The 16,021-nt window shown below is 46.5% G+C and carries 15 protein-coding genes; 7 read left to right on the plus strand and 8 right to left on the minus strand.

Features of this window, described 5'->3' with window-relative positions:
• Positions 1–9: 9 nt before the first annotated feature.
• Positions 10–264: a 30S ribosomal protein S20 gene (rpsT, locus tag ABD031_RS09710; RefSeq protein WP_343850807.1), complete on the minus strand. Its 255-nt coding sequence runs from the start codon at positions 262–264 to the stop codon at positions 10–12.
• 209 nt (positions 265–473) lie between these two features.
• Here rpsT and ABD031_RS09715 point away from each other — a divergent pair, with 209 nt between their 5' ends.
• Entirely contained in the window at positions 474–1,421 is a 948-nt protein-coding gene (locus tag ABD031_RS09715; RefSeq protein ID WP_343850809.1) for a zinc dependent phospholipase C family protein, read from the plus strand.
• Positions 1,422–1,439: 18 nt separating this feature from the next.
• Positions 1,440–1,706, plus strand: coding sequence for a hypothetical protein (locus ABD031_RS09720; protein ID WP_343850811.1), 267 nt, complete (start codon positions 1,440–1,442; stop codon positions 1,704–1,706).
• A 254-nt stretch (positions 1,707–1,960) separates the two neighbouring features.
• Here ABD031_RS09720 and ABD031_RS09725 read toward each other — a convergent pair whose 3' ends face one another.
• Both ABD031_RS09725 and ABD031_RS09730 read right to left on the minus strand, forming a co-directional pair.
• The gene (locus ABD031_RS09725; protein ID WP_343850813.1) at positions 1,961–3,295 is read right to left on the minus strand and encodes a pyridoxal phosphate-dependent aminotransferase; all 1,335 of its coding nucleotides are present in this window, start codon (positions 3,293–3,295) and stop codon (positions 1,961–1,963) included.
• A 923-nt stretch (positions 3,296–4,218) separates the two neighbouring features.
• Positions 4,219–5,748, minus strand: coding sequence for a sulfatase family protein (locus ABD031_RS09730; RefSeq protein ID WP_343850815.1), 1,530 nt, complete (start codon positions 5,746–5,748; stop codon positions 4,219–4,221).
• Positions 5,749–6,017: 269 nt separating this feature from the next.
• Here ABD031_RS09730 and ABD031_RS09735 point away from each other — a divergent pair, with 269 nt between their 5' ends.
• From ABD031_RS09735 to ABD031_RS09745, 3 genes are all read left to right on the plus strand, one after another.
• Positions 6,018–6,923 (plus strand): NAD(P)/FAD-dependent oxidoreductase, encoded by a 906-nt coding sequence (locus ABD031_RS09735; RefSeq protein WP_343850817.1) that lies wholly within the window; start codon positions 6,018–6,020, stop codon positions 6,921–6,923.
• Between the two features lie 285 nt (positions 6,924–7,208).
• The gene (locus ABD031_RS09740) at positions 7,209–8,345 is read left to right on the plus strand and encodes a metallophosphoesterase (RefSeq protein ID WP_343850819.1); all 1,137 of its coding nucleotides are present in this window, start codon (positions 7,209–7,211) and stop codon (positions 8,343–8,345) included.
• A gap of 76 nt (positions 8,346–8,421) precedes the next feature.
• A complete protein-coding gene (locus ABD031_RS09745; protein ID WP_343850821.1) occupies positions 8,422–8,718 on the plus strand; it encodes a hypothetical protein in 297 nt (98 codons plus the stop codon).
• 311 nt (positions 8,719–9,029) lie between these two features.
• On the opposite strand, the gene ettA is transcribed toward ABD031_RS09745, so the two are convergent.
• Positions 9,030–10,709 (minus strand): energy-dependent translational throttle protein EttA, encoded by a 1,680-nt coding sequence (gene ettA, locus ABD031_RS09750; RefSeq protein ID WP_343850823.1) that lies wholly within the window; start codon positions 10,707–10,709, stop codon positions 9,030–9,032.
• Positions 10,710–10,840: 131 nt separating this feature from the next.
• On the opposite strand from ettA, the gene ABD031_RS09755 reads away from it, so the two are divergent.
• Both ABD031_RS09755 and ABD031_RS09760 read left to right on the plus strand, forming a co-directional pair.
• Positions 10,841–12,091, plus strand: coding sequence for a DUF349 domain-containing protein (locus ABD031_RS09755; protein WP_343850825.1), 1,251 nt, complete (start codon positions 10,841–10,843; stop codon positions 12,089–12,091).
• Between the two features lie 75 nt (positions 12,092–12,166).
• Complete coding sequence (locus ABD031_RS09760; protein WP_026952747.1) at positions 12,167–12,388, plus strand: DUF2795 domain-containing protein; 222 nt, start codon at positions 12,167–12,169, stop codon at positions 12,386–12,388.
• An 83-nt stretch (positions 12,389–12,471) separates the two neighbouring features.
• Here the strand turns inward: ABD031_RS09760 and ABD031_RS09765 are convergent, their stop codons facing one another.
• The 4 genes from ABD031_RS09765 to ABD031_RS09780 form a co-directional block, all read right to left on the minus strand.
• Positions 12,472–13,206, minus strand: coding sequence for a LytR/AlgR family response regulator transcription factor (locus ABD031_RS09765; RefSeq protein ID WP_343850840.1), 735 nt, complete (start codon positions 13,204–13,206; stop codon positions 12,472–12,474).
• Positions 13,203–14,243 (minus strand): sensor histidine kinase, encoded by a 1,041-nt coding sequence (locus tag ABD031_RS09770; RefSeq protein WP_343850842.1) that lies wholly within the window; start codon positions 14,241–14,243, stop codon positions 13,203–13,205. Before ABD031_RS09770 ends, ABD031_RS09765 begins: the two co-directional genes overlap by 4 nt.
• 33 nt (positions 14,244–14,276) lie before the next feature.
• Positions 14,277–15,122 carry a LiaF transmembrane domain-containing protein gene (locus ABD031_RS09775; protein WP_343850844.1) on the minus strand — a complete coding sequence of 282 codons (846 nt, stop codon included), beginning with the start codon at positions 15,120–15,122 and terminating at the stop codon, positions 14,277–14,279.
• A 143-nt stretch (positions 15,123–15,265) separates the two neighbouring features.
• On the minus strand, positions 15,266–15,937 hold the full coding sequence (locus ABD031_RS09780) for a 2-C-methyl-D-erythritol 4-phosphate cytidylyltransferase (protein ID WP_343850846.1): 672 nt from the start codon (positions 15,935–15,937) through the stop codon (positions 15,266–15,268).
• Between the last annotated feature and the right edge of the window lie 84 nt (positions 15,938–16,021).

Here is a 16,021-nt window from a genome sequence, read left to right on the forward strand (position 1 = left end):
TTGTAAAGATTAAGCCATTGCGCTTACGAACTTGGCCAATCTAGATTTCTTGTTACTTGCGTTGTTCTTGTGAATTACATTCTTCTTCGCCAATTTATCCAGCATAGAAACAACCTTCTTGTAAAGCTCCATCGCTTCTACTTTGTCCGTTGCAGCTTTCAATTTTTTGATGAAAGTTCTCGTGGTTTTAGCTTGATATCTGTTTCTCAAACGCTTCGATTCGTTGGCACGAATTCTCTTAAGAGCTGATTTGTGATTTGCCATATCTGTTTTTAAATAAATTCTTTACGTTCCCCTATTCCGAATTGGAGTGCAAAGTTATTGTAAATAATTAATTATGCCAAAGGAATTTAAAACATTCCTCCCTGTCTTAACTTTTTCCAAATCATAAAATTTGGATTATTAGATAAACCAGAGTGCAAATATAGCCTTTTTCTACGATATTAAGGGTGTTGTTTTGAGTATTTTCAAGAATGAAGTTTTTTACTATCGTCACTTTTGGCTTTCTTTTTTTAGCTCAGAGTCCCATTTTTTGGGGATTCTATGCACACTCGCTGATCAATCGGCATGCGGTATTTTCTTTGCCCCCAGAGATGGTCGGCTTTTACAAGTCTAATATTGAGTTCATTACAGAGAAAGCAGTTAACCCAGACAAACGAAGGTATGCGGTCGAAGGTGAAGCCGAAAAGCATTTTATCGATTTGGACAATTATGGCGACAGTGCGCTTTATGTTTTGCCAAAATACTGGCCGGAAGCCATCGAGAAATTTTCAGAAGATTCACTGAGAAAAAATGGAATCGGACCTTGGTCCGCTTACCAGACAATGCTCAGCCTGACCAAAGCCTTCGAACAAAAAAATGCCAATGCAATTCTCAGACTTTCCGCAGATCTCGGCCATTACCTTGGGGATCTCAATGTCCCGCTTCACACCACCAAAAATTATAATGGACAGCTGACGGGTCAGGAAGGAATCCATGGGTTTTGGGAAAGTCGGGTACCAGAACTTCTCGCAAAAGACTTTTCGCTTTGGGTGGGAAAGGCAGAGTACGTGGAAAAGCCGCAAATGGCAATTTGGAATGCGGTCACAAATGCTCACTCCCAAATGGATAGCGTGCTTACGATAGAAAAGCGTTTGACGGGAGGGTTTCCCGAGGATCAGAAATATAGTTACGAAGAAAGAAATGGACTGACTGGCAGAGTTTATTCCAGAGAATTCACTGAAGCCTTTTCCATTGCGCTTGACCATCAAATAGAAAGGCAGATGCGAAAATCAATCAAGATGATCGCTGACTTCTGGTACACCGCATGGATCAATGCGGGGCAGCCGGACCTGACTTTGTTGGATAAGGCACTTTCGGAGGAGGATGAAAAAACAACACCTAACCCAAAAATTAAGGTCAGGACTCATGATAATCAGTAGAATTTGATCGGTCGCAGAATGGCAGAATATTTAATCTCGGTCACTTCTATCATTGGCAGAAATCTTGTCGATAGCGACAGCAATGTTTATCAAACCCATCCTGCGGAAGGTTCCAGGCGGACTACTTTTGATTTCCTTCCGATTGACAAAGTGCAGGCCTACAATCCGGTGGAAGTGATGGAAAAAATCAGCGCAGTACATGACGTCACCGTCGCTCAAATGGCTTGGGTACGCCTGCAGCCGGGAGTCGCAAGCAAGATCATCGGAGCCAAGACACTTCCATAACTCTAGGCAATCATTGACTCTTTCCACGGAAAATGACCTCATCAAAATCAACGACGTGAGTCCACTCCCTCCTTTGCATCCGGGATGGATGGTCAAAAGACCAGACGCATACAGAAAGTATTGCCATTATCTCATTCCAACGAAAAGGCCATCCAAATTACGCGGACAGCCTTTTCTTTTTGTAATTGAGAAATTCAACCTTTACGAGGATTGCTCAGGCTCTTCTTGCGCCCTAGGAACACAAGGCCAAAAAATCACTTGGAACTGGTTTCCGTCAGTTGGGACACTGAATTCAGATAGCTGCCAATTGCTTTGCCCAATCGCCTAAAGGTGTCTTTAAATACTGCTTCGTTCTCCTCCAAAAGTGTCACTCGGAATCCTCTCAAATCTGAGCAGAAAGATGAAATCGGAACGACACAAATCCTCTCAGCCGCAAGCAAGTAGTACACAAAGCGCTTGTCTAAGGGCATATCGAACTCAGCCAACCATACATCCAATAAAGACTGAAGTTTTGGATCCGAGATCGGAAGGGTTTGCTCAGCAGAAAGCAAGCTTTCATCAAAGACGATGGTATTGTAAAACGCACCTTGTGTCGGATTGAATTTGATCCCGGGGATATCGCCAAGAATTTCACGCATCCAATCTGACCTTTTGCCGATTTGAGCATTCGCCAACTCGCGGTAGGCCTGATATTCGGGATGCTTCATAATTCTCGGGATCGCCAGCTGCGGAAGTATCGTTGAGCACACCTCGATCATCTTCGCATTTTCCAGCGTCTGACAAAGCTTGGCAAATTCCTTGGATGCATCCCGGTTATAAAACTCCATCCATCCGCATCGCGAGCCTGGCCAGGGAAATTCCTTGGAGATCCCCTTCAGCGAAATCGCAGGTCGGTTGCCGATAACCTCGGACAGCGCTACGGCTTTGATCCCGTTGTAGGTGATGTTCTGATAGATCTCATCGGCAATCAGCAGAAGGTTAAATTCTTCGGCGATCTTGACGAAGCCTTCCAAAACCTCCCGAGGGTAAACCATCCCGGTAGGATTATCCGGATTAATGATCAGGATCCCTACAATCGACGGATTGTATTTCACCTTCATGTAGAGATCCTCCATGTCGGGTAGCCATTGGTTATCCGGATCCAGCTTGTAGGTAATCGGGGCAGTATTGGCGTGAGCAGCTTCGGCTGAACTGTGAGTTGAGTAGGCAGGCGATGGCCCAATGATTCTGGCTGTCGGAATCAGAAACTGATACAACTTGGCAATCGCATCGCCCAGACCATTGAAGAACAGGATATCCTCAGCGCTAATCTGCGACCCTTCTTTTTGGTTGTTTAGCTCAGCGAGAAATTTTCGTGTTTCAAGCATGCCTTTCGAATCTGCATACCCGTAAGTTTTGTCGTCTTTGAGCAAGTCAGCGATGATTGCCTTCATCCACTCGGGCACATGATTGCTCTTCTGGATTGGATCACCGATGTTTTCCCAAGTCATGGAGTAACCCAGAGCTTCAATCTGCCGGGCTTTTTTTACAATGCCACGAATTTCGTAATTCAGTTCTTCAGCTCCGGGTCTAAGTAGTAGCTGTCTCATAGATCAATAGGTTTGGAAAAAATTCCACTGCAAAGAAAAGGAAAAGCCAAAAGAAAGCGCTCTGAGTCTCTGAAAAAATGGAAGATGATTTGGCAGGAGAAATGGGAGAAAATTGGATTTGCCCTGGCTTTGTTACAAGAATAGAGAAAAAAGCCCTCACTCTGTGACAAACACCGTCCAAATTGAGCTTTAATCGACAGCTATTCAAAAACCTAGAATCCCGGAATCAAACTCGGGAAAGAGGCCAATCATCATCAGAGAAGCCAGACAGGTAGGCAAGACTACTTGGTGAATCAATTTGCCAAAACCTTCCCCCAATACGATTTTATTAAAATTGGAGAAAAAGAATGACCGATTCTTTTTCGAAGACTTCGATGATGTCAACGTTATCCTTGAAGCAATCATGGCTAGCAAGAATCTTTTAACCGCCGATCTTTCCAGTACTTTTTTTCTGGGCGAAATCCAAGAATTGCACAATTTGATCCAGCTGCTTCGGCATTTCTAGGAGGAGATTCCAGAAATGCCAGTTTTTGTTGCCGGCTCCTTACTGGAGTCTGCGCGGAAAGAAGTCAAAAGTTTCCCAATAGGCAGGGTTGAATTTCTATACCTTTATCCAGTCAAAACCCCGGAATACCCCGATGCAATCCGCCAAAAGGCTGTTTTGGAACTTTTCACCCAACCCTGATACGCCTCCTCGAGAAATCCGAGGAATCCAAACTGCTATGAAGGAAGCCGGATAGTATTCTGAAGTTTTGGTTACTCGGGATCAAGAAGATCCAATCGAGGAAATTCCCGTCGTGCCAGCCTGGAAGTGGTTTATGAAGTCCGCCACGCGTATACTTGGTATAGGTCAATTACAACACCAAAACCTAAAAAACCTCAATCGGTCGCCCAATTGAGGTTTTTTAGGAAATTCGGAAATACTATTTCGCCGTAGACATCCCGCTTCTGTATTTTTCCAGCAGCTCCGCCAATTCACTTACTTTTTCAGAATCAGAAGTATAGAGGTTCTGTCTCTGTCCAGAATCCTCCTTTATATTGAACAGTAACCCCGGCGTGTCAAAATCAGTGTAGCCTCTCAACTCGTTGAAGTCTGCAGGAATCTTGCGAAGTCCTCCTGTGGAGTCATTAATGTACAACCAATCGCCCTTTCTAATTCCCCAGATTTTTGCGTTGGTATTATGCACCAAAGCCTCGCGTACGGGTTTATCGGACGGCTGTCCGAGCCACACTTGGCTAAAATCATAGCTGTCTGGCGCTGCTTTTTCCGGCATTTCAGATCCAGACAAAGCCGCCACCGTAGCCATGATATCTATTTGCGAAAGCAATTGATCTGAAACTGAACCCGCAGGGATCTGTCCCGGCCACTTGACAATAAACGGAATATGGTGGCCACCTTCCCACACATCTCTTTTGAGTCCTCGGAAATCGCCCATGCTGAAGTGCCCATATTTCAGCGCTCTTGGCCAGGCGTAGGCTTCTGTCCCGTTGTCAGCAGTGAAAATCACGATGGTGTTTTCTTCCAAGCCTTGATCTTTCAAAGCCTGAAGTACCTGCCCGGCAACCCAATCGGTCTGCACCATGAAGTCTCCGTATGCCCCTGCCTGCGACTTTCCGTCAAATTCCTCACTTGGAATAATCGGTGCATGCGGTGAGGGCAAAGCGAAATAGAGGAAAAAGGGTTGATCAGCAGTTTGATCCTTGATATAGGATACCGCCTTTTTGGTCAGCGTTGGCAGCACCTCATACGGATTCCAGCCTTTCACTTTTGGCCCGGGTCTGAATTCCCACTCACCCTCTTTAGTCTCAAAACCGATGTTGTCATAGGTCATCAACTCAGTAGGCACTTCTGTGACCCGGTCATTTTCTACCCAGACATAGGGCGGAAAATTGATCGTCCCGTCTCCAAAATAGGTGTCGAATCCTCGAGCTGTCGGCCCGCCTTTGATCGGCTGGCTCCAATCGATGTCATTTGGGCCGACCACTTTTACGGTCTTGGTACCGCTCGTTACTTCACCCGTTGGCGCACCCTTCAGCTCCCAATCCCACCCCAAATGCCATTTTCCGATGGCAGCAGTCTGATAGCCACTGGTTCGGAGTACATCGCCAATGGAGATGTCGCCTTCGGCAAAAAAAGGTTTCCCAAAAGAATTCACAATATCATGTTGTCTTCTCCAATGATAGGTTCCGGTCAGCAGCGCATAGCGACTCGGCGAACAAATGCCCGAGGAGCTGTGCGCATCCGTAAAGCGCATTCCCTCTCTGGCCATTTGGTCGAGAAAAGGAGTCGGGATTTTCGATTCCGGGTTTTGAATAGCCAGATCTCCATAGCCCATGTCATCGGCATAGATGATGACGATATTTGGTTTGGCGCTTTGGAGAGGAGTTGAATTTTGGCAAGCTGTATTAATAAATCCAACTGTCGCCAGGACAAAAATCAGAGATGCTTTCATTGATAACGGGATAGAGATTATTGACGCACTCGGTGGAATAGCTGGAAAAATGCGATGCTTACTTTATCCGACCTATACGCCACCAAAGAATCGTAATTTTTCAAACATAGGCAATATGCCCCTAATATTTTCAAAATTAAGGCAATCGCCCTAATAAATTTATTCATCCGCTTTTTGCAAGAGATATCCAGATCAACTGAAAACACATATGCAACATTATTGCATGTATTATTATCTTTTGTAGCTTTGCTATCCTAATTAACTCAATGATGAATCAGTACAAATTTGACGCGATTATAATCGGAGGCAGCTTCGCTGGACTTTCGGCAGCCATGACTTTGGGACGTTCGCTGCGAAAGGTGCTGATCATCGACGCCGGAAAACCCTGCAACCGACAAACGCCCCATTCGCACAACTTTTTGACCCAAGACGGAAAAACACCCGCCGAGATATTGTCCATCGCCCGCGAACAAGTGGCACAATACGATATGGTGACTTTCCAGTCAGGTACCGTAGTAGCGGGAAAAAAGGTTGAGCTCGGATTTGAAATCACCACTGATACAGGTCAAGTTTTCGAAGGTAAAAAGCTGATTTTCGCCACCGGGCTAACTGACATCATGCCGGATATTCCAGGCTTTGCCGCATGCTGGGGCATATCGGTAATCCACTGCCCGTATTGCCACGGCTACGAAGTCAGAAATGAAAAAACGGGGATTCTGGCAAACGGGGACTTCGCCTTTGAGTATGCCAAAATGATCACCAATTGGACAAAAGAGCTGACACTTTTCACCAATGGAAAATCAACGCTGACAGCCGAACAAGCGCAGAAACTGATTACAAAAGGAGTAAATATCATTGAAACCAAAATCACAGGAATTGAACATACCGATGGGAAAATCAGTCGCCTCGTGATGGAAGACGGCTCAAAAGTCTCCTTAGAAGCACTGTATGCAAAACCCGATTTTGTCCAAAGCTCTGATATCCCCACCGCTCTAGGTTGCACGCTTGGCAAAAACGGCTACTTGGAAGTTGACTTGATGCAGAAAACTCCGATAGCGGGAGTATTTGCCTGCGGAGACTCTACGAATATGTTCCGCTCGGTGGCATTTGCCGTGTCCTCAGGTACCATGGCTGGGGCGGCCTGTAATAAGGAACTAATCGACGCTGGGTTTTAAATTCCATAAAACCTGACTTTCGAGAATCCAAGACCTCAAAGCTCTACCTTTTTTAGAATACCTATTTTAGCTCGTTGAATTCCCAACTTGCTGTTATCTTGCCCGTTCAGGTAAATTAAATACGAGTCCAAAGCGCATTCACTTCTCCAATTCCCTATTTGCCCTCCTCCAGTGGTAATTATCCTTTTCCGAATTCTCTTCTTCCTGCTGTTTATTACTCTGATTGACTGGTATTCCTACCAAGCGTTCAAAACACTCTTTCCTTCCCAAATATGGATAAAACTCGTGTTTTGGACCTTTTCGATCATCGTCTACCTGTTTGTTGCTTTCGGTTTTCTGACTTTTAGCCGGGGAGAAATTAGCCCAAACTTTGGCAGAATGGTCTCCCTGCTTGTGCTGTCCATGATTCCTAAGCTTATCATTCTGGGATTCCTTTTCGGGGAAGACATACTCCGCTTTCTTGTTGGAATATTTCAATCTCTAGCAGGAACCCGAGAGGGAGATTTTTTGCCTGAGCGGAGAAAATTTGTCAGCCAAACAGCGCTCGCACTCGCTGCCATCCCCTTTTTGGGAATTTTTCATGGAGTCCTGATCGGCAAATACCGCTACCGGGTAGTCAAACACATCCTCGAATTTGACGATCTTCCGAAAGAATTTGATGGCTTTACCATCACCCAGATCTCAGACATCCACTCAGGAAGTTTTGACGACAAAAAAAAGGTGGAATACGGCGTGGAACTAATCAATCAGCAAGCATCAGATATCATCCTCTTTACGGGAGATTTGGTCAACAACCAATCCCGGGAGATGGAACCTTGGATCGATACGTTCAAAAAGCTTAAAGCTCCCATGGGCAAATATTCCATCTTAGGCAATCATGACTACGGAGACTACATGGCTTGGCCGAACCAAGCAGCCAAAGCGGCAAACCTAAATCGCCTACTCGAAATCCAGGAAGAACTGGGTTTCAAGCTTCTTCGCAATGAAAACGTCCAACTCCAAAAGCCTGCCCTAAGCGGAGTCGAAGGAGAGGAAGCAAGCATAGACCTGATCGGCGTTGAGAACTGGGGAAAAGGATTTGCACAATACGGGGACTTGGCCAAGGCGGCGGCAAACCTGAGTGGACATAGTTTTAAGATCCTGTTGAGCCACGATCCCTCACACTTTGACGAAGAGGTGAAGTCCTTTTCCCAATTTATTCACCTTACACTAAGCGGACATACCCATGGAATGCAGTTTGGGATCGAAATCCCCGGTTTGATCAAATGGAGTCCCGTCTCCCTTCGGTACCCCAAGTGGGCCGGGCTATACGAGGAACTAGGACGGTACCTGCATGTAAACCGGGGCTTTGGATTCCTGGCCTTTCCGGGACGCGTGGGTATCTGGCCGGAGATTACGGTGTTGGAGTTGAAAAAGAAATAGCATCGACCAAAGAAACAGCAACTTGGGTGTTTCCTCATTGACTCGTATCTTAAATTTTCAGGAAACGGAAAAAACTATGATCGTCCAGGCAGTTCAATCACCCACATTCGATGAAGTCCTTGCTGCGCTAAAAGGTCAATTCTCGGATTGCAGCATCTACCCTTTTGAATCGAAGCCCCAAAGAAGCATCATCGTGCGAAAGTCTGCGACCGTTGGAGCGCAGATCACAGTACATAAAGACGAAATCAGGGTAGACGCATGTTGTCCCAACATTTTTGTATCCGGTTTGATAGGTTTTATCAATACAATTTTCCCATTCTATTACCGCTTTGAAATGAAGGTGTCAGACTTTTTGAAAAATACTTATAAATAAACGTCCGCCTCGCCTTGCTAAGTGCTGCTACAAAATTCTATAATCCTTCCCCACTGGCGATCCGGGGACTACAGGCAGCTCTCTCCGAAACAGTCGTAGGGAACGGAGTCTTATTAACTAGGAATCAGGAAGATGAGCTCGGTAGGATAGCGGTGACGCCTGTTTGGAAATAGAGGCAACAGCCATCCAAAGATTTTTTGGGATGGGGAGGATTCCTTTTCTCCACTTCTGCTTTTATACCAAAAAAAACAAAAAACCTCCGAAGTCTGTCGACTCCGGAGGTTTCTGATTTCAAGTTCAGGACCGTCCCTCTATTTTAGATTCTTATACCGAATCCGCTTCGGAGTCACATCGCCCAGTCGTTTCTTTTTGTTTTCCTCGTAGTCGGAGAAGTTGCCCTCAAACCAGACCACTTGCGAATCGCCTTCAAAAGCGAGTATATGCGTACAGATTCTGTCCAAGAACCATCTGTCGTGAGAAATCACCACAGCGCAACCGCCAAAGTTTTCCAGCGCTTCTTCCAATGCTCGAAGCGTATTGATATCGAGGTCGTTGGTCGGCTCATCGAGGAGGAGCAAATTGCCGCCTTCCTTGAGCATCATGGCCAAGTGAACTCGATTGCGCTCTCCGCCGGATAGTACGCCGACTTTCTTTTCCTGATCTGCACCCGCAAAGTTGAACTTTGAGACGTACGCTCTTGCGTTCACTTCCTTATTGCCCAGCTTCATCAGCTCGTTGCCATCGGAGATGATCTGATAGACCGATTTGTTGGGATCGAGTCCGCCGTGCTCCTGATCCACGTAGGATAGCTGTACGGTCTCGCCCACTTCGAAATTACCAGAGTCCGGCTTTTCCTGGCCGGTGATCAGTTTGAAGAGTGTGGATTTACCGGCACCGTTTGGCCCAATAATTCCCACAATACCGCCCTGCGGAAGCGAGAAGCTGAGGTTTTCAAACAGTAGCTTGTCCCCATAAGCCTTGGAAACCCCATTTACCTCGATGACTTTGGCACCCAAACGCGGTCCAGGAGGGATAAAGAGTTCTAGCTTCGCCTCCTTCTCTTTTGCTTCCTCGCCGACCAGCTTATCATAGGCGCTCAGACGCGCCTTGCCCTTGGACTGGCGGGCTTTGGGAGACATTCGAATCCATTCGAGCTCGCGCTCCAAGGTCTTCTGACGCTTGGATTCGGTCTTTTCTTCTTGCTTCAGGCGGTTTTGCTTTTGATCCAACCAAGAGGAGTAGTTCCCTTTCCAAGGAATCCCTTCGCCACGATCCAGCTCGAGAATCCATCCGGCGACATTGTCCAGGAAGTATCTATCGTGCGTCACGGCGATGACGGTGCCCTTGTAATTTTGCAAGTGTTGCTCGAGCCAAAGTACAGACTCGGCGTCGAGGTGGTTGGTAGGTTCATCGAGCAGCAGGACATCCGGTTCCTGCAGGAGCAATCGACACAGTGCAACGCGCCTTTTTTCCCCTCCGGAGAGGTGGGCGACATTGGCATCCGCCGGTGGCAGGCGTAGTGCGTCCATGGCTTTGTCCAGCATCACGTCGAGTTCCCAGGCGTTCAGCGCATCGAGTTTTTCTTGCACTTCTCCCTGTCGCATGATGAGCTTGTCCATTGCGTTTGGATCTTCCATTACTTCAGGATCCATGAATTGCTCGTTGATTGCGTCAAATTCCTTGAGAAGATTCACCGTATCCGCCACGGCTTCTTCGACGACTTCTTTCACCGTCTTGGTCGGATCCAACTTCGGTTCCTGCTCCAGCATTCCGACTGTATAGCCCGGAGACCAGACGACTTCTCCCAAAAATTCTTTGTCCAATCCTGCGATGATTTTCAGCAAAGAGGACTTTCCGGAACCGTTAAGACCCAGTACGCCGATCTTGGCGCCGTAAAAAAATGAGAGATAAATATCCTTGAGAACTTTTTTCTGGGGAGGGTAGACTTTGGACACTCCGGCCATGGAAAAGATAATTTTTTCTGCACTCATACTTATATTTTAACCGTTTAGAAACTGAATAGAGTAAGATGGCAAAAATATACCATTCTTAGGATAAGTGAGGGCTAAATGATTATTTTGCGAAAAATTGAAAACAACCACCTATAACCTATTGCATTGAAATGGAGCATCCTTATGGATATATCAGGGACAGCAAAGTCTATTTGAAGGGATTTCTTGGTCGAGATGACCGTGAAATCGGCGAAGTAAAGGAAGATGAAGCCTCCACGATCAGCTATTTTGAAGCCCGTTTTGAGCAAATCAAGGACAAAGTTGCCAAACTCAAATCAGATATTGAAGAAAATCAAAACAAGGGATCGTTTCTCATGAAACTGATTCATTTGCGCGATTCTCTCTACGAAACAGACGCCTTGGGAGACTTCCTCCCGCTGATTAATACACTGAATGAACAAGAGACCTTTTTGAATGAAATCATTCAGGTCAATCGATCCAAAAATCTGGAGGTAAAAAAAGCCCTGATTCTGGAAGCAGAGGCAATGAGGGACGACACCGACTGGAAACCGACAGCAGAGTTTTTCAAAGAACTGAAGATGCGCTGGATCAAAACCGGTCCGGTGGAAAAAGAGATCCACGAGGAACTCGAAGCCGAATTCAACGACTCGATCCAGACCTTCTTCGAAAACCGACGGCATTTCTACGAAGGAATGGCCCTTCAGGCAGAGGAAAACATCAAAGTCTATGAAGCGCTTGTCCTCCAGGCAAGAGATGCCCACGACCTCCCCGATGCCAAGATGGCTTTTGAGATCAGCAAGCGTATTCAAAAAGAATGGAAAGAAGCCGGCAAGGTGCCTGCGGAAAAACGTCAGCCGCTTTGGGATGAGTTTTCCAAACTGAACAACCGGATTTTTTCCCGGTACAAGCGCACACTCAACCCTGGTCCAAGCATGCATCCGCGTGAAGTCATGCGGAAAATCGAGACGATGGTCGACGAGTTGAAGAAAATGGCGCACCTGCCTACCGGCTATGGTGTCACTACCAGAGCAAAGGCGATTCAGGAAGAGTGGAAAAAACTTCCGGCACACAAACCGAAAGAAGCCACTCTACCCTCCAGGTCTTACCAGTTTTTCATGGATATCATTTTCGAGAAAGCTTTTCTGGAAAAACTAGCCCATGGCAAACATTCCGGATTTGACACCATGCCTTTACCGGAGCAAAACCAGATTAAGTCCGGCATTCTCAAGGACTTACTCCACCGCGATCAAAGCGAACTGGACACCATGCAAAACAACTCGGAAAACTTTCGTGTGCAGACGCCCGATTTCGAGATGATGATGCGAAAAAAGCTATCAGGCCTAAAAAGAAAAGTAGACGTAAAAAACTATATTTTAAAACAACTTTCTCCTCGCGTTTGAGTACAACCTACTTATCTGAAAATTCACTAATCTTGCACCTTTAAAAATTCCGGAACACCTTTTAAAATAAATACTATGTACTGGACACTTGAATTAGCTTCCTATTTGGAGGATGCCCCCTGGCCAGCGACCAAGGATGAGCTTATTGACTATGCTATCCGCTCCGGCGCTCCATTGGAAGTAGTTGAAAACCTCCAAGAGCTTGAAGATGACGGCGAGCCCTATGAGACCATCGAGGAGATCTGGCCTGATTATCCTACTAAGGATGATTTCTTCTTCAACGAGGACGAATACTAAAATCGAAAGTCCCGCAGCTGCGGGACTTTTTTAGTTTTAAGAAACTCTCCAAGGGTTCAACACCCATGAAGGGTTGGGCCTACTCACAAGCCCAGCACCTGCCTTAGTCTCGCGTACCCAGTCTTGCTCACGGGAATCTGCTCTCCGCCCCGCAATCTAAGTAAATAGGTTTCTCGCTCATAAGGCTCGATCCCGGTGATACCATTCAGATTGATGATAAAAGATCGATGCACTCGCGCGAACTTACCGGCATCCAGACTTTCCTCCAGCGATTTCATCGTCATTTTTTTAAGGTATTTACCCACTGAAGTATGGATAGCCACGTAGTCATCCTCTGCCTCGAAGAAATTAACATCTTGAACAGGAATGATTTTGATGTCATTTTTGACGCGTACTACCAACCGATTGCTTTTCTCGGCCAATTGGTTGAGCTCCTGATCGGCGGATTCCTCCCGGTTGCCCGTTTCCTGATTTTCCAAAAACCGCTCGATCGCCTGCCGAAAGCGAGCCTGCGAAAAGGGTTTCAAAAGATAATCCAGCGCCTTGGCGTCAAAAGCCTTCAGCGCATATTGGTCAAATGCCGTCGTAAAAATCACCGCAGGCGGTTCATCCAGGAGCTCCAGCATCTCAAACCCGGTAATCTTGGGCATCTGCACATCCAGGAAGATTAAGTCCGGCTTGTGTTGTTGAATGGCTTTCATGCCTTGGAATCCGTCGGCACAGAGTTCCATTACTTCAAACTGCGGAAAGTCCCGCAGATATTCCTGAACTATTCCCGCTGCCAGCGGCTCGTCGTCTATTATCAGTGTTTTAATCATTGGTACTGCGGTATTTTTAACTCGACCCGGAAAACACCGGACATCGACTCCGTATTCAGTAGATCTTTTCGTCCAAACAACAAATACAATCGTCGTCCCACCGAACTCAAACCGAAACCAGTTCCTTCCGGTGCCGCGGACTCCGGATCAAAAGGATTGCTGACTTCCAAAATTAAATAATTACCTTCTTTTCTGCATTTCAGGTCAATTTTCACCGCTCCCGTCACCCCATACAGTCCGTGCTTGATGGCATTTTCTACCAAAGGCTGAATCAGCAACTGTGGAATCTTGGAATCTTCCAGGCTTGGCTCGACTTCAAAATCTACTACTAGCCGATGTCCGAACCTTACCCGCTCGATCTCAAGGTACAATTTCAGATAGTTTAGCTCCTCCTTAAGCGAAATCCAACTTTGAGAATCCTTGCGGATGGTTCCTCTCAAGAACTCCGATAGCTGCAACACCATCTCACGTGCTTTCTGCGGTTGAGAGCCGACCAGTGCATTGATGGAATTGAGACTGTTAAAAAGAAAGTGCGGCTGCAGCTGCTGCCGCAGCTGGGCCAGCTCGGCGTCTTTAGACAACTGAAGCATCTGCGCTTCTCGCTGTTGGATTTCCTCTTGTCGCTCCAGCTTGGACACGACCAAAGCCAACAGAGCTACCAAGAGCTCCGCAAGTGCCAAGATCGCCCAACGCAGGTAAAAGCCGAAAGACAAAAACTCCAGATAATGATCCGCAGAGCGATATAACCAAGCCATCCCGTAGCCATGGGCCAATGTGCCGATCAAACTCAGAAAAAAAGGTACGGCAAACAATAGCCAGCCATTTTTCCCTTTTGGGGTAAACAGTCCAAAAACCCGATCAACGACAAACACACCACCTAAAAAAACCAACGCAAAAACAATGGAATCAACCCCAGCGATCTCAGCCTCGACACCGTAGTACTTCAACAAAAGGAAACACCCCAAGCTCCAGATGACTCCGGCGCCGGGGATGATCCATTTTCCTGTGGACGGGTTTGAAAACGCATTAAAAAGCAAGGTGGTAGTTATTTACAGTTGGTTTGAATGTCGTTAATAGGATTTGATTTCCAAGCCACCAAAGAGGATCGTCCCTTTGAGCACTACGACCTTGCTGGTGTCGACTCCCCCATCACGGAAGAAGCGCTTGTCTTCTAACCCTGCGGCAATGTTGGACACCTCGGTGCGAATATCCCAGTGAGGCGGCACGATCAGTTTCACGCCTCCAAAGATAATATCCACCTGTATCGTCACCACACCGCTGAAATCAGCCTGACTTAGGTCAAGATCCACTCCGCCAAATGCGGCTGTAATTTTCCCTCCTTGAAAATCCTTGGTCATCAATCGACGGTTGACTCCACTGAAGATTGCATCGATATTCAGTCGATCGTTGAAAGAAGTCCCGGTCGTGCGGGTGTAACCACTGCCTTCATCGGAAGCAGAAGACTGCGACGAACCGGTTTCATCCACGATCTTGGCATCTTCTACCTTTGAGGAAAAGGTATCCACCTTCGACTTTGGCTCCTTGAACTTATGCTCCCAGTTGTTTCTGATCTCGTCCAGCACTCGATTCTCATTTCTTTTGTGCAAAATCAGATACACCCCGAGGGTAATCAGACCCAGTGGCCAGACAAACTGTCCGATACCGAAGTCCAAATCAAACTCATTTCTCAGGAGAAAATACGAACCGATGAACAGCATCACGAATCCAAAAAAGCTTTTGAATTCATGTTTGATCACTGCGAATACTCCGATCACGATCAATATCATAGGCCAAGTAAGTACCCAACCTGGGATGAAGACCCCCAGTTTTCTCAGCAAGAGTATTACTCCTATTCCGAGGATGATAAACCCGAAGGCGATATTCCCGTCGTTATTTGGTTTTCTAAATTTGCTCATGGCTTTGTGCGTTTATATGATGCTCAAATGTATCGCGATACCACATCCCAGAGAACAGACAATAGGCGTAGCCGGGCAAAAAGTCGGTGAAGCCCCACAAAAGGTCGGTGAACTTGCAAATAAAAAACTGACCGACTTACCCGCTACCGCGAAAGCAGGAACTCAGCATAGTCCAAATCCTCAAATGTTGTGATTTTGATGTTTTCTGGGTTTCCCGGTATTAAAGTCACTTCCCAACCCTGATGCTCATATACTGTAGCATCGTCTGTAAATTTAGGCAATTCCTCAACTTGGAATGCTTCCTTTATTTTCGTTATCTGAAAGGTCTGCGGCGTCTGCACCAATCTAAAGTCTTGTCTCTCCTGAAAAGTGCTTTTGCCATCCTCAGTGACTTTGCGAAGCGAATCCTTCAGGTTCATCACAGCGATGGCACTTCCTGATTTCTTGGCCTGATCAAAACTTTCGCTGATCACTTCCTTGGCTACAAAAGGCCTGACGCCGTCATGGATTGCGACCAGTCCATCCGCAAACGGAATTTCGTCCAATCCATTTTTGACCGACTGAAACCTGGAACTTCCACCTGCGACAAGTTGATGCGGCATTAAAAAATCATACTTATGACACAGGTCTATCCAAAGCTGAAAATCTTTTTTGGGTAACACCACCACTAAAAATATGTCCGGATCTGCCTGAGCAAAAACCTCCAAGGTGTGCATCAAAACCGGTTTGCCGCCGATCGGAATAAATTGCTTGGGCACCTCGGTACCCATTCGAGTACCTTTTCCTCCTGCGACGATAACTGCGGTCTTCTTCATGAATCAAGTTTGTAGCAAAGCTATTCCAGGAGCCGGAACAACCGATCCGTGAAGGTATAAAAAAAGCCCCGAACGTGCGGGGCT

The organism is Algoriphagus jejuensis (genome assembly GCF_039523455.1).
GTDB classification, from domain to species: domain Bacteria; phylum Bacteroidota; class Bacteroidia; order Cytophagales; family Cyclobacteriaceae; genus Algoriphagus; species Algoriphagus jejuensis.

Coding starts and splice junctions, on each gene's coding strand:
- ABD031_RS09765 (WP_343850840.1), bottom strand. CDS start 13,206: ATGATTAAAACACTGATAATAGACGACGAGCCGCTGGCAGCGGGAATA.
- ABD031_RS09720 (WP_343850811.1), top strand. CDS start 1,440: ATGGCAGAATATTTAATCTCGGTCACTTCTATCATTGGCAGAAATCTT.
- ABD031_RS09725 (WP_343850813.1), bottom strand. CDS start 3,295: ATGAGACAGCTACTACTTAGACCCGGAGCTGAAGAACTGAATTACGAA.
- rpsT (WP_343850807.1), bottom strand. CDS start 264: ATGGCAAATCACAAATCAGCTCTTAAGAGAATTCGTGCCAACGAATCG.
- ABD031_RS09730 (WP_343850815.1), bottom strand. CDS start 5,748: ATGAAAGCATCTCTGATTTTTGTCCTGGCGACAGTTGGATTTATTAAT.
- ABD031_RS09760 (WP_026952747.1), top strand. CDS start 12,167: ATGTACTGGACACTTGAATTAGCTTCCTATTTGGAGGATGCCCCCTGG.
- ettA (WP_343850823.1), bottom strand. CDS start 10,709: ATGAGTGCAGAAAAAATTATCTTTTCCATGGCCGGAGTGTCCAAAGTC.
- ABD031_RS09755 (WP_343850825.1), top strand. CDS start 10,841: ATGGAGCATCCTTATGGATATATCAGGGACAGCAAAGTCTATTTGAAG.
- ABD031_RS09745 (WP_343850821.1), top strand. CDS start 8,422: ATGATCGTCCAGGCAGTTCAATCACCCACATTCGATGAAGTCCTTGCT.
- ABD031_RS09735 (WP_343850817.1), top strand. CDS start 6,018: ATGAATCAGTACAAATTTGACGCGATTATAATCGGAGGCAGCTTCGCT.
- ABD031_RS09775 (WP_343850844.1), bottom strand. CDS start 15,122: ATGAGCAAATTTAGAAAACCAAATAACGACGGGAATATCGCCTTCGGG.
- ABD031_RS09780 (WP_343850846.1), bottom strand. CDS start 15,937: ATGAAGAAGACCGCAGTTATCGTCGCAGGAGGAAAAGGTACTCGAATG.
- ABD031_RS09715 (WP_343850809.1), top strand. CDS start 474: ATGAAGTTTTTTACTATCGTCACTTTTGGCTTTCTTTTTTTAGCTCAG.